We start from the raw sequence: 13637 nt of genomic DNA, 5'->3' as shown, positions 1-13637 counted from the left end.
GTTCAGGCTCCCGGGTCCGCCGCCGGGCGCCAGTCGACGACGCTCGGGAACGGCCTGTCCCGCACCGCCTCGATCCGCACGCTGTCGCGGTGGAAGAGGAACACCGGACTCAGGCACACCGGCAGGAACCAGGCCTGCTCCACCACCCGCCGGACGATGTCCCGGTCCAGGCCCGCGCGGGTCTTCTCGTCCGCGGCGGCCGCCTGCGGGTCCAGCCGCTCCAGTTCGGGATCAAAGCTGTGGAAGGGGTTCATGCCGACGGCGTCCCGCAGCCACAGCCCCCGGCCCATGAAGTAGACCGGCAGCGCCCCCCAACCCATCGTCGACGCGGGATACCTGGTGATCTCCTGCGCCGCGCCGGCGGGGTCCTTCGCCGTGATCCGCATCCGGACGCCCACCTTCTCCAGGTCGGCGGCTACGGCCTGGGCGATCTCCCCGGGGAACGCGGGGGTCGACGGGACGACCACCGGAAGGGTGAAGCCGTCGGCGTACCCGGCCGCGGCCAGGAGCTGCTTGGCCTTGACCGGGTCGTGGGGGTAGAAGACGGTGTCGTTGTGGCCGTCCTGACCGGGCACCGCCGGCTGGTCGGTGGGTGTGCCGTAGGCGCCGAGCAACGCCTTGGTGATCTTCTCGCGGTCCACGGCGTGGTTGAGGGCCTGCCGCACGCGGACGTCACGCAGCGGCGGGCACAGCTTCCCGGCACGGTCGTTGAGCTGGATGCCCATCACGATGTTGGGGCTGGAGGCGACCTTCAGCCCCGCCCGCGCCGCGCCGGAGGCGATCGCGTAGCTGCCGGAGATGACATCCACCTGGCCCGTCTTGAGCGCGGCGAGGGCGGTGTTCTCGTTGGGCAGGACCTTGATGACGATCCTGTCGTAGCGGCGGTCCTTCGCGTTCCAGTACCTCGGGTTGGGCACATAGGTGTAGTGGTCGCCCGCCACCGTCTCGGCCGGAGCCAGCATGTAGGGGCCCGCGCCGGAGGTACGGCGAGCGAGTGTGCCGGGATCGGCGAGCGCTCGGGGGCTGATCAGGTTGCCCGCGAAGTAGTCCTGGGTGAAGAGCGCCGGCAGCTGCGGGTGCGGCTGGGAAAGAGCGAGGTGGACCGTGTGCTCGTCGAGTGCCTCCACCTTGGCGACGGGCGCGAGGAAGGCCGCCGCCTGGCCCGCCGCCCGCTTGAAGTACGCGATGTTCCGTTCGACCGCCTCGGCGTCGAGCGGCGCGCCGTCGCTGAAGGTCACGCCCGCACGGAGCTTGATCTCGAAGGCGGTGTTGCCCTTGCCGAGGTACCTCCACGAGGTCGCCAGGCGCGGTCGCAGACTGCCGTCGGCGGCGCGGTGGATCAGCGGGTCGTAGGCCGGGTTGAGGTAGAACAGCGACTCGCCGCCGGCCTTGGCGGGGTCGAGACTGACCGGTGGCCAGAACTGTCCGATGCGCAGAGTGCTGTGCGAGGTCGCCGAGCCGGCGGAACCGGCGCCACCGCTGCACGCGGCCAGCGTCAGCCCGGAGGCGAGCACGGTCGCCGTGGCCGCGAACCGCCGTCGCGACAGGCCCGCCCGGTCCGGCGCCGGGGCTTGGGTGAGGCGGGCGGGGAGTGTCCCGCCGAGGGATGCGGTGCTCATCGTGGGCTCCTGTCGTGAGAGAGGGCGGGCGGGTGAGGAGGACCGGCGGTCCACTGGCGGTCGAACAGCAGGTGACCGTCGAGCGTGATCCGGCCGGTGGCCCGCACACCGGAGGCCTGGGCGGTGATGTCGGCGTCGACGGTGATGTGGTGACCGGTGTCGGTGTGGACTTCGCCGAAGGCGCTGACGGTGACGGTGGCGGCGTCCGGCCGCACGCGGTCGGCCGTCGCGGCGATCTCCTGCCGGCCGCGCACGCGGTGGGCACGGCCGTGGGTGTGCGGTACGGCCGCTCCGTCGTCGCTCAGGGCGATGCGCACGGAGACCGTGTTGCCGAGGTGGTCGTCGGCGATCTCCCAGACGGGTGGGCCGGAAGCCGAGGCGGCGGCGGGGACGGGTGCCGTGCCCGGGGCCGGGGGCTCGGAGGCCGTGCCGGTGGCCACGGACAGCAGCTCCAGGAGTGAACTCGGATCCGGGGCCGGGAAGTCGAGCACGTCGGCGTTCCCGACGCGCTCCGCGGGCAGGACGGGGAGCACCAGTCCGGTCACCTCGGGCCACGCGTCCGCGCGCCCCGGCTCCTCGGGCCAGACACGCGGGAAGTCGCCCGGCGCGACGACGACGCGCAGCCGGTGTCCGGGACGCACTTCGTACGTCGTCGGACCGAGCGTGACGTCGACGGTGCCGCCGGCGAGCGGCTCCCCGGCCCACAGACCCGCGCAGACCAGGGTGGAACGGCCCATCGGATCGACGTCCGTGAGCTTCACCGACACGCGCGGCCAGGGCGCGGTGACGGTCACCACGGGACGCCCGCACAGCAGTTGTGGCTCGCGACCCGGCGGCGATGTCAGGCACAGACCGCGGGTGTCGTCGTCGTGCTGGTCGAGAGGGAGGCCGAAGGGCCCGGACGGAACGGCCCACAGGCCGCTGAGTGCGCCGGTCGCCGGATCGGGCCGCACCGCCACGGTGCACGTCCAGGTCGCCGGATGCACCGGCACGGCGCTGTCGCCCGTGGGCCAGTCCGGCAGACCCAGCCAACGCGGCGCGTCGCCTCCCTCGACGTACACGCTGACGGGCGGCGCCTTGTCCGCGTCGTTCGGCTCGTCGCGCAGCCACCGGTCCCACCAGGCCAGCGCGAGCTGGAGGAAGTCGACGGGCACGTGCGGCGATTCGTGGGGCATGGTGTGCAGCCACGGTCCCGCGATCAGCCGCTTCGGCCCGGTCATCTTCTCGTACGCCCGCAGCGTGCCCTCGCAGAACAGGTCCCGCCATCCGGCGAAGCACAGTGCGGGGACGTCGATCGCCGAGGCGTCGATGCGCGCGCGGTCCCACACCGGGTCGCCGGGGCCCGGGCCGAAGAGGTCCAGCAGGTGCGGGCGCTCGCTCCGGCGAGTGCGCCAGCGCGCCCGCTCGGCCAGGTCGGCGTAGTCGTCGAGCGGCGGCAGCAGCTGGCCGAGCAGCATGGTCATCGACCACAGGCCCAGCGGGCCGAGCGCGCCGCGGGTGCCACCGGGGTGGACGAAGTCGTGGCCCGGGTCGTCCGTGCTTTCGAGGACGACGATCGCACGCAGTGCGGCGGGGCGCCGGGCCGCGGTGCGCATCGTCGTCATCCCGCCGTAGGAGCCGCCCCACATGCCGACCGTGCCGTCGCACCAGGGCTGACGGACGGCCCAGGCGATGGCGTCGAGCGCGTCGTCCGCCTCCTGCGGGTGGAACGGTGGCCTGCGCACGCCGTCGGAGGACCCGAGACCGCGCAGGTCCACCAGCAGCGAGGGGTAGCCGCGCGAGGCGAACCAGCGGAAGACGGCGGAGCCCGACAGGGCGGCGACGTCGCGGCGGTAGGGGAGAAGCGTGAGGAGAAGCGGTGCGGGGGCGGCGCCCTCGGGCAGGAACAGGTCGCCGGAGAGCGTGACATCGGGATCGGCCGTGGGGATGCGGACGTCGCGGTGCACGACGACGCCGTAGCGGCGGCCCGGGCCTTCGAGGGGAGGTTCGGGTGCGTTCATGGTGGCCTCTCGCCACGAGCAGGAGCTGTGACTGTGTCGGGAAAGGGATGGCGCGTCGGCTTCGAGGGGGTTCCGCGTGCTCGTGTCAGGCCGGGCACGCGGAACCGCGCCTCTTCTCGGCCGGCTCCGCGTCAGGTCAGACGCCGGCCGCGTTCATGAGGAGCGGGAAGGACGCGTGCAACTCGCGCTCCCAGTAGGGCCAGTTGTGGATGCCCGGGCCGTAGAGGTTGGCCGTGATGTTCGCGCCGACCTGGTGCAGGCGGTCGACGAACGCCTCGGTCATGATCTCGATCAGCGGTTCGATGTTGGGATCGGCCGGTGTGCCCGGCGGCTCGAAGGGGCCGGGCCGGCCGTTGCCGCTGGAGGCGTACAACGGGATGTCCTTGAGCAGGTACGCGAGGTCGTACGGATTGTGGGCCGACCACCGCCCCGGATCGACGGCCGGGTCCCCCCACAGGGCGTCCGGGTCGAACCCCTCCACCTGGAGGGTGCCCCGCACCAGCGCGGGACCGTCGAACGGGCTCGGGTCGTGCGGTCCGGTGTACGTGGTGTGGACGACACCGCTGTACGCGGCCGCGGCACGGAACATGCCGGGGTGGCGGGCCGCGTACGACATCGCGCCGAAGCCGCCCATCGACAGACCGGCGATGACGCGCCGCGGGCCGGCGCCGTAGCCGCCTTCCAGGATGCGTACCAGTTCGACGAGATGGAACGTCTCCCAGGCCGGAGCGCCGCCGAAGCCGTGGTTCCACCAGTCCGAGTAGAAGCCGGCACGGCCGCCGGTCGGCATGACGACGAGGACGCCGGTGTCCCGCGTCAGCGCGGCGACGTCGGTGGAGCGGGTCCACGACGAGTAGTCGTCGCCCGCGCCGTGCAGCAGATACAGCACCGGCCAGGTGCGGGCCGGGTTCGGGGTCCACCCCGGCGGCAACAGCAGCCGTACCTTCACCGCCGGGTCGGCGAGAGCGGGGGAGTCGATGGTGAGGTCCAGGGTCCGGGCGTCGACGTAGGTCTCGGCCACGACGCGGGCGTCGCCGAACGTGCCGGCCGCGCGCCGTGCCGGCTTGGCCTTGTGCCGGGCCGGCGGGGCCGCGGCGCCGGCGGGGGTGGCCGTCAACGCGACCGCCGAAGCGGCCGCGGCGGCACCCGTGAGGAATCTACGTCGGTCCATGCGGGGCATCGTCGCCTCCTGGGACGTGGGGAAAGGGAGGATTTCTCAGGGGAGTCGGGCGCGGATCAGGACGGCCGGGAGCCGCCGCTCTCGCGGAGCAGATAGCGCTGGAGCTTGCCGCTGGGCGTGCGGGGCAGTCGCTTCACGAAGCGGATCTCACGCGGATAGGCATGCGCGGCGAGGTGCGACTTCACATGCTTCTGGAGCTCGTCGACCAGCGCGTCGCCCGGCTCGGCGCCCTGCCGCAGCACCACATGGGCGACGACGATCTCGCCGCGCAGGTCGTCCGGAGCGCCGACGACGGCGGCCTCCGCCACGGCTTCGTGCCGCTCCAGCAGGCTCTCCACCTCGTACGGGCCGATGCGGTAACCGGCCATCAGAATCACGTCGTCGTCGCGTGACGCGAAGGTGAGATAGCCGTCGTCGTCCTGGGCCGCCGCGTCACCGGTGAGGTACCAGCGGCCGTCGGCGGTGAAGCGCTCCGCGGTGCGCTCAGGGGCGTCGCGGTAGCCGGTGAACCACATCAGAAAGCTCGACTCCACGTCGACCGCGAGCCGGCCCGTCGTACCGCGCGGCGCGGGTTCGTCCGCGTCCGGACGCAGCACGTCGAGGCGCCAGCCGGGCAGCGCACGGCCCATCGAACCGGGCCGCAGGGGCGCCGCGACCTCGGGATGCCAGGCGTTGGCCACGGCCATGCCGAGCTCGGTCTGACCGTAGTGGTCGCGCACCGGAACGCCCAGTGTCCGCTCGGCCCAGGCGACGACGTCCGCGCCGAGCGGCTCGCCGGCCGAGGAGCAGTGCCGCAGCGCGAGGGGCTCGGTCCGCGCCGGGGTATGGGCGCGCAGCGCCCGGAACACCGTGGGTCCCGCGGTGAAGTTGGTGACGCGAAACCTCGCCAGGACGGACCAGGTCAGCTCGGACGAGAACGCGCTGTGCAGCAGAAGTGTGGTCCGGCCGAGGGCGAGCGGGCCGATCAGCCCGTAGTACAGGCCGTACGCCCAGCCGGGGTCCGCCGCGTTCCAGAAGACGTCGTCGGGGCGGTGGTCGAGACCGTACTCCTGGTACATGAGGATCGCCGCCACGGCCCGCAGCGGGAGCGATACGGCCTTCGGGGTGCCGGTCGTGCCCGAGGTGAACAGCTCGACGAGGGTTCCGTCGCCGCCGACGGCCACGGGGTGCGGCCAGGGTTCCGCCGTGAGCAGGTCGTGCAGGGCGAGGTCGGTTCCGGTGGCGGCACCGGTGCTGATGACCCGCCATTCGGGGGCGTCCGGTATGCCGTCGCCCGGTGCGAGTTTGGGCCGCTGCGACGGATCGCAGATCACCGCCTTGGTGCCGTTGCCGGTGATCCGCAGGGCGATCGCGGGCCGGGCGAAGGCGGTGAACAGGGGGACCTGCACCGCCCCGAGCCGCCAGATCGCCAGGGCCGCCACGACCAGGTCGGCCGACTTGGGCATCAGCGTGGCCACCCGGTCGCCCGCCCCGACTCCCAGCCCGGCCAGCGCGGTCGCGAGCCGTGCGGACCGGTCGTGCAACTCACCGTAGGTCAGGCCGGTGCTGGTGAGGTCCGGCTCGACGACCCGCACGGCGACGGCGTCCGGCGGATGTCGGTCGCACAGCAGCCCGGCGGCGACGGCCTCAGGCCCGGCGACCGCCGCCAGGGTCTCCGCGACGCGTTCGTGTGGCAAAGTCATTGCGGCTCCCGGATCCATGGGGCACCTTGATGCCCGACTGTTAACCAGATGTTTCCGGCGCGGTGGCAGCGCGAGGTACCCCCGACTGAGGGGGGCGCCCCCGCGACGCGGCTCATTCCAGGAGGCGGCGTGAACCGCTCTGTGGCAGCAGACGACCAGACCCGGATACAGCGCACACTCGCCCGGCTGCGGGATGCCACCGACCTGCCCCTCACCTTCGGCGGAGCGGTCAACAGCGGCATGCAACTGCAGCTCACGCAGTTCGTCGGAGCCATCGCCGGGGCGCTGCGCGGGGCCGTCCTCGACCCCGGGCGCGGACTCGGCGGCAAGGCGGTGACGCTGCGGAGGCCCCAACTGGTCAACGACTACGTGGGCTCGCAGGGCATCAGCCACCACTACGACCACATCATCCAGGCCGAATGCCTGCGGGCCCTGGTCGCCGTGCCCCTGGTGGTCCGCGGCCGGGTGCGCGGTGTGCTGTACGGCGCCGTACGCAGCGCCACACCGCTCGGGGACCGGATCGTCCACTCCGTCATGGAGATGGCCCGGGAGCTGGAGCAGGACCTGGCGGTCGAGGACGAACTCGCGCGGCGACTGCGCTGGCTCGACGAGCGGGTGCCGGAGCCGAGGGCGGCGGGCGCCCCCGAGCCGGCCGGAACCCACCGGGAACAGCTCCGCGAGGCCTACACGGAGCTGCGGATCCTGGCCAACAACACCGACGACCCGACGCTGCGGGAGCGGATCGAGGCGGTGTGCCACAAGCTCTCCACGGCCGGCGGCGACACCCGCCCCGCGGACGGCGCGGTGGTGCGACGGCAGGAGACACCGCTGTCGGCCCGTGAGCTGGACGTGCTCGCCTGCGTCGCTCTGGGCTGGACGAACCCGCAGGTCGCCGCCGACCTCGGGATCACCGTCGAGACGGTGAAGAGCTATCTGCGCAGCGCCACCCGCAAACTCCAGGCACGCTCCCGGCTGGAGGCGGTGGTCGCGGCACGACGCCGCGGTCTGCTGCCCTGACAGGACCCTTCCCCCTACCCGGGCCTCGGCCCGCCGTGGGCCCGCCCCGGACCGGCCCGGGGTTGACGTGACACCGGCCCGGTGCACTATCGTTCCCGGCCCAGTGGAACCGCCGTGTCAGGACGTCGGTCCGCCGCTCATCTCCCCGGCGCACAGCGCCGGTTCCTCCGTGCCCGTGGCACCACGCACACCATGGCCGCCCGCCCCGCGCACAGCCGGCGCGCCGAGCGGTCCCGCGTGCACACGCACCGGGCACTCGCATCCCAGGAGACGACGTCATGGACCGCCCTGTGCCGAACGACGCCATGGGCCACGCCGCCCCGTACGAGAGCGAGATCCGCGAACTGCTCGCGCGGATGACCCTCGACGAGAAGCTGGGCCAGCTCCAGCAACTCGCCTGGACCGCCGACACCGGGCCCGGCCACGACCAGGCACACCTCGTGGGACGCGCCGCGCGCGCCGGCCGGCTGGGCTCCGTGCTGAACCTCCACGGTGCCCGCGCGACCAACGACCTCCAGCGCATGGCCGTCGAGGAGAGCCGGCTCGGCATTCCACTGGTCTTCGGCATGGACGTCGTCCACGGATTTTGGACCACCTTCCCCATCTCGCTGGCCCAGGCGGCGAGTTTCGACCCGGACATCGCCGAGCAGGAGGCCCGCATCTCCGCCGAGGAGGCGCGGTCGGCCGGCGTCCACTGGGCGTTCTCACCCATGATGGACGTCACCGCCGAGCCGCGCTGGGGACGGATCTCCGAGAGCTGCGGCGAGGACCCCTGCCTCACGGCGGCGTTCGCGACCGCCAAGATCCGTGGATACCAGGGCAACGGTGCCGGACGGATCGCACGGGACCGCATGGCCGCCTGCGCCAAGCACTTCGTCGGCTACGGCGCGGTCGAGGGCGGCCGCGAGTACAACACGGTGGACGTGTCCGAGTCACGGCTGCGGAACCTGCACCTGCCGCCGTTCCGGGCCGCCGTCGAGGCAGGCGTGGCCACGGTCATGGCCGCGTTCAACACCGTCAGCGGCGTACCAGCGCACGCCAACGCCCGTACGCTGACCGACGTCCTCAAGCGGGACTGGGGCTTCGGCGGCGTCGTGGTCAGCGACTGGACGGGCGTGGCGGAACTGGTGCCCCACGGTTTCGCCGCCGACCCCGCGCACGCCGCCCGGCTCGCGCTCGGCGCCGGTGTCGACATGGAGATGGTCAGCACCTGCTTCGCCGACCACGGTGCGGGACTGCTGGCGGACGGCCGTCTCACGGCCGGCCGTCTGGACGACGCCGTGGCGCGGGTGCTGCGTCTGAAGTTCCGGCTCGGTCTCTTCGACAACCCCTACGCGGACGAGCGCACGGAGATCACCGCACCGTCCGCGCACGCCCGTCGCGCCGCGCGTGCCGCCGCCGCCCGCTCCATGGTGCTGCTCAAGAACGAGAGCGGCGCACTTCCCCTGCCTCGGGACGCCGCGTCGATCGCGGTGGTCGGCCCGTTCGCCGAGTCGACCGACCTCAACGGCGCGTGGGCCGGGCCGGGCGCCGACGCCTTCCCCGCCGTCACCATGGCGGACGGCATCCGGCAAGCGGTGCCCGGAGCAAAGATCCGTTGCGCAAAGGGAGTCGACCCGGAGGGCAAGGACACGTCCGGGATCGCGGCCGCCGTCGCCGCGGCCGAGGTGTCCGACGTGACCGTGGTCGTGGTCGGCGAGCCGGCGGCCCTGAGCGGCGAAGGCGGCTCGCGCAGCGCCATCGGCCTGCCCGGCGAGCAGGACCGCCTCGTCGCCGCGATCGCCGGCACGGGCCGCCCCTGCGTCGTCGTACTGACCTGCGGCCGCCCCCTCGCCCTCGGCGACTGGCTCGACGCGGTGCCGGCGGTCCTCGTCGCCTGGCATCCGGGCCTCGAAGCCGGCCACGCCCTGGCCGACGTGCTGTTCGGCGCCGTCGACCCGGGTGCCAGACTCCCGGTGTCGTTCCCCCGCACCACGGGTCAGATCCCCATCGCCTACAACCACGAGAACACCGGCCGCCCGTGCGGCCCAGGACCCCAGCCCCCGCGCTACGGCTCGCGCTACCTCGACCTGGACCACGGCCCGCGGTTCCCCTTCGGCCACGGCCTCGGCTACACCACGTTCGAGCTCGGCCGGCCCACCGTGGACACCACGGCCCTCACCGCGCAGGCCCTCCTCGAAGGAGCCACGGTCACAGCCTCCGTGACGGTGACCAACACCGGCGCCCGGGCCGGCGACGAGGTCGTCCAGCTCTACATCCGCGACCCGGTGGCAAGCCTCGTCCAACCCGTTCGCCGCCTGCGGGCCTTCCGCCGCATCCACCTCCCCGCTGGACGGAGCACCACAGTGACCTTCACCCTCGGCGCGGAGGACTTCGGCTTCTGGACGAACTGTCCCGAGGGCGAGTTCCTCGTCGAACCGGGCGACATCCACCTCCACCTGAGCATCGGCTCCCACCCGACCGCCACGGGTTGCGCTCTCACCATCAAGTGACGTGACCGTGTGCCGCCTCGGCCGTCAACGGGTGTCGCGCCGGCCGTAGGTGAGCCGCCGGAGCAGCCACTCGGCGGGGCCGGTGCGGCCGTGGCGATCGAGCCACACGGCGCCGGCCACGCTCACGAACCAGACGGCGACGGCGAGCACCACCGCGGTGACCGAGCCGCCGCCCAACGAGTCGGTCAGGCCCAGGCTGTACGGCGCGAGGAGGACGAGCCAGGCGACGGACTGGAAGAGGTAGCCGGAGAGCGAGCGCTGCCCCAGCGCCGCGAGCGACGTGACCAGCGGGCCCGGTGCGGCGCGCGACACGCGCAGGGCGATCAGACCGAACACCGCGACGTAGCCGGGCCCGGCGAACATGCCGCTGACGGCGTAGAGGGTCGACATGAGCGACGCCGTCGAGGCGTCGACGTGCAGCCATCCCGCGGCCACCAGCCCCAGCGGGAGCCCTCCCGCCACGGCGAGGCCGAGGCCGGCCACGGCGGTGCGGCGCAGCAGCCGCTGGTGGCGGGCCGGGTCCTCCAGCACCTGCTTGCGCGCGGCCCACATGCCGAGCCAGGTGATGAGGATGAACGGCAGGACCGTCACCGTGTGCGTGGGCCACTCGGCGAGCCGGTCGAGCATGCCCTGGAGGTAGTCCGGCGCGGCGAGCGAGTCGACGTGCCGGCTCGGGACGGTGGCGCCGGAGCCCGGCGCGGAACCGGACGACAGCGCCCGGGCCACGAGCGTTCCGAGCACCAGGACCTCCACCGCGGACAGCGCCCAGAGCCAGGTCACGATCCGGTGCACCCGGTCGCTCCGCTCGAGGAGCACCAGGGTCATGACGATCCCGACCAGGCCGTAGGCGCCGAGGAAGTCGCCGTAGTAGAGCAGCGCGGCATGAGCGAACCCGAAGACGACGAGCCATGCGTTGCGCCGGAGCAGCACCGACCGCACGGCCGAGCGCGGCGCACCGGCCGCCGTCTGACGGCGGGCCAGCTGGACCAGTCCGTAGCCGAACATGACCGCGAACACCGGATATCCGCGGGCATGGACCAGCGTGAACATGGCGAGGTTGACGCCGCGGTCGACGCCCTGGGGCGACGGCTCGGCCCCTGGTTCGCCCGCGAACACAACGCCCGCCGCGTTGGCGAGCGCGATGATCAGCAGCATCGCGCCCCTGCCGAGGTCCGGCGCCAGCGCGCGCTCCGCACGCCGCACCGGCCCCCGCACCGGCCGCACGCCGCGATCTACATGGTCGACGGTCATCCGTGTCCCCTTCCCCCTGCTTCAGACTCGGGTCCTTATTTATATATCAGAGAAACTATAGGTGAGAAACTAATCCAGGTCGCGGGGAGGCCGGGGCTCAGGGTGGGCGATGATGAGACAGTCGATCGGGCCGTGGCAGCGATGGAGGAAGTGCGTGAACAGCGAGGACACCGTGCCGGACGGCCTGCGCAGGCTCTGGCGCCTGTCGGAGCCTTCGCGCCTGGGCCGGCCCGCCGCGCTCGACATCGGCCGGGTGGTCGGGGTGGCCGTCGAACTGGCAGACCGTGACGGGCTCGCCGGAGTGACGCTGCCCAAGGTCGGGGCCGCGCTCGGGGTGACGAGCATGTCGCTCTATCGCTATGTCGGTTCCAAGGACGAGCTGCTCGTGCTGATGAGCGACGCCGCTCTCGGCGAGCCGCCGGCACGCGACGGCGACGCACCGTCCTGGCGCGACGGCCTGCGCGACTGGGCCCGCGCCCAGCGCGAGGTGTATCTGCGGCGTCCCTGGCTCGTCCGGGTGCCGATGTCCGGTCCGCCCGCCGGGCCCCATCACATCGCCTGGATGGAATCGGGGCTGGCGGTACTGCGCGGGACCGGTCTCGACTGGGCGCGCAAGCTCGCCGTACTCGGCCTGATCAGCGGTTACGCGCGCCAGGCGGTACAGCAGTCGCAGGATCTCGCCGCGGGCAGGGGCGAGGGGACCGACCAGGCGAGCGCGGAACGGGACTACGGCCGCGCGCTGGCGCGGCTCGTCGATCCCGGCCGTTTCCCGGAGTCGGCCCGGCTGTTCGCCTCGTCCCTCTTCGAGGCCCCGCCCGCCACCACCGACGAGGCGATGGCGGACAGCGACTTCGCGATCGGCCTGGAGCTGATCCTCGACGGTGTCGCAGCCGCCGTCACCCGCGCGACGGACGGCGCCGCGACCAGGTGAGCTTGAGGAGCTGCGTCACACTCCGGCCGTGTCGCCCACCGTGTCCGCCCGCCGGGCCGGCGGTGTCGGCCTGGTCCGGCGTCGCCCGGCGCTCGCGATGACGCTGGTGAGGGCGCCCGCGAGCAGCCCCCAGAAGGCGGATCCGATGCCCAGCAGCGTGACACCGGACGCGGTGGCGAGGAACGTGACGACGGCGGCCTCCCGCGACTCCTTGTCGGACAGGGCCGTGGTCAGGGAGCTCTCGATGGTGGCCAGCAGACCGACGCCCGCCGTGGCGAGCACCAGGGCGTGCGGCATGGCGGTGAGCAGCGATGCGACCGTGGCACCGAACACGCCGACGCAGAGATAGAAGACGCCGGCCCACACGGCGGCGGCGTAGCGCTTGTTCCGGTCCGGGTGCGCCTCCTGGCCGGTGCAGATCGCGGCGGTGATGGAGGAGAGGTTCAGCCCGAACGCGCCGAACGGGGCGAGTAGTGCGTTGACCGCTCCGGTCCACGTCATCAGCGGCGAGACGGGCACGTCGTAGCCCGAGCCGCGCAGCACGGCGACTCCGGGCAGGTTCTGCGAGGCCATCGTGACCACGAACAGCGGCACACCGACGCTGACGAGGACCTTCCAGTCGAAGTCCGGCGCGACGAAGACCGGTTCGGCGAGCGAGACCCGCAGCCTGTCCAGGCGCCACCCGCCGGTGAGGACCGAGGCGAGGACACCGCCGGCCAGGGCGAGGAGCACCGCGTACCGCGGTGCGAACCGGCGCGCCAGGAGATAGAGCACGAACACGGGGAAGGCGACCGCGAAACTGTCGTGCATCGTGCTGAACAGGCCGGTGCCGAACCGCAGCAGCACCCCGGCGAGCAGCGCCGAGGCCAGCGGCACGGGGATGCGGTCCATGGCACGGGCGAACCACCCGGTCACGCCGGTGACGAGGACCAGCAGTGCCGAGAAGACGAACGCGCCCACGGCCTGCCCCATCGGCACCCCTACCAGGCTGGTGGAGAGCAGGGCCGCGCCCGGTGTCGACCACGCGGTGACGACGGGGGCGCGATGGCGCAGGGAGAGTCCGACGCAGGTGACGGCGAGCCCGAAGCCGAGCGCGAGCATCCAGGAGCCGATCTCCCTCGGCCCCGCCCCCGCGGCCTTCGCCGCGGTGAACACGAGCGCGGCCGAGCTGGTGACGCCCACGGTGACGGCGATCAGTCCGGCGGCCACGGCCGACGGCGGGGCGGCCGCGCGTACGCGGTCGGTGAAGGAGGGCATGCGGGGCAACTTCCGGGACGAGGGCGGCGGGATGCGGGCGGAGCGGGGCGGGGCAGAGCCGGGCGGGGCGGAGCGGTGCGCCGGGCAGGAGTCGGCGACAGACTGTTCCGAACCCTTCCGAACCCTTCCGAACCCTTCCGAACCCCTCCGCGCCCCTCCGGACCCGCCGTTCCATAAACGGAACGTTCTGTTTGTGGAACACTAGAGA

General features: G+C 72.9%; 9 protein-coding genes. 3 read left to right on the top strand and 6 right to left on the bottom strand.

Annotated features, from left to right (window positions below; translation table 11 throughout):
• Nucleotides 1–2: 2 nt before the first annotated feature.
• The 4 genes from ABZ484_RS21500 to ABZ484_RS21485 form a co-directional block, all read right to left on the bottom strand.
• Complete coding sequence (locus tag ABZ484_RS21500; protein ID WP_358867502.1) at nt 3–1619, bottom strand: ABC transporter substrate-binding protein; 1617 nt, start codon at nt 1617–1619, stop codon at nt 3–5.
• Nucleotides 1616–3619 carry a CocE/NonD family hydrolase gene (locus ABZ484_RS21495; protein ID WP_358867501.1) on the bottom strand — a complete coding sequence of 668 codons (2004 nt, stop codon included), beginning with the start codon at nt 3617–3619 and terminating at the stop codon, nt 1616–1618. The genes ABZ484_RS21500 and ABZ484_RS21495 overlap by 4 nt, the downstream gene beginning before the upstream one ends.
• 136 nt (nt 3620–3755) lie before the next feature.
• Entirely contained in the window at nt 3756–4790 is a 1035-nt protein-coding gene (locus ABZ484_RS21490; RefSeq protein WP_358867500.1) for an alpha/beta hydrolase family protein, read from the bottom strand.
• Between the two features lie 65 nt (nt 4791–4855).
• Nucleotides 4856–6481 (bottom strand): AMP-binding protein, encoded by a 1626-nt coding sequence (locus tag ABZ484_RS21485; protein WP_358867499.1) that lies wholly within the window; start codon nt 6479–6481, stop codon nt 4856–4858.
• 129 nt (nt 6482–6610) lie between these two features.
• On the opposite strand from ABZ484_RS21485, the gene ABZ484_RS21480 reads away from it, so the two are divergent.
• Both ABZ484_RS21480 and ABZ484_RS21475 read left to right on the top strand, forming a co-directional pair.
• Complete coding sequence (locus ABZ484_RS21480; RefSeq protein ID WP_358867498.1) at nt 6611–7498, top strand: LuxR C-terminal-related transcriptional regulator; 888 nt, start codon at nt 6611–6613, stop codon at nt 7496–7498.
• A 278-nt stretch (nt 7499–7776) separates the two neighbouring features.
• The gene (locus tag ABZ484_RS21475; protein WP_358867497.1) at nt 7777–9990 is read left to right on the top strand and encodes a glycoside hydrolase family 3 N-terminal domain-containing protein; all 2214 of its coding nucleotides are present in this window, start codon (nt 7777–7779) and stop codon (nt 9988–9990) included.
• A 24-nt stretch (nt 9991–10014) separates the two neighbouring features.
• Here ABZ484_RS21475 and ABZ484_RS21470 read toward each other — a convergent pair whose 3' ends face one another.
• On the bottom strand, nt 10015–11241 hold the full coding sequence (locus tag ABZ484_RS21470; RefSeq protein ID WP_358867496.1) for a DUF418 domain-containing protein: 1227 nt from the start codon (nt 11239–11241) through the stop codon (nt 10015–10017).
• Nucleotides 11242–11395: 154 nt separating this feature from the next.
• On the opposite strand from ABZ484_RS21470, the gene ABZ484_RS21465 reads away from it, so the two are divergent.
• Complete coding sequence (locus tag ABZ484_RS21465; RefSeq protein ID WP_358867495.1) at nt 11396–12172, top strand: TetR/AcrR family transcriptional regulator; 777 nt, start codon at nt 11396–11398, stop codon at nt 12170–12172.
• Between the two features lie 15 nt (nt 12173–12187).
• Here the strand turns inward: ABZ484_RS21465 and ABZ484_RS21460 are convergent, their stop codons facing one another.
• Nucleotides 12188–13429: a benzoate/H(+) symporter BenE family transporter gene (locus tag ABZ484_RS21460; RefSeq protein WP_358867494.1), complete on the bottom strand. Its 1242-nt coding sequence runs from the start codon at nt 13427–13429 to the stop codon at nt 12188–12190.
• Nucleotides 13430–13637 lie beyond the last annotated feature (208 nt).

Origin of the sequence: Streptomyces sp. NPDC006393 (assembly GCF_040628575.1) — a bacterium.
Taxonomy (GTDB): domain Bacteria; phylum Actinomycetota; class Actinomycetes; order Streptomycetales; family Streptomycetaceae; genus Streptomyces.
The sequence above is the reverse complement of the archived record's forward strand: the minus strand, read 5'-3'. Positions and strand labels throughout refer to the sequence as shown.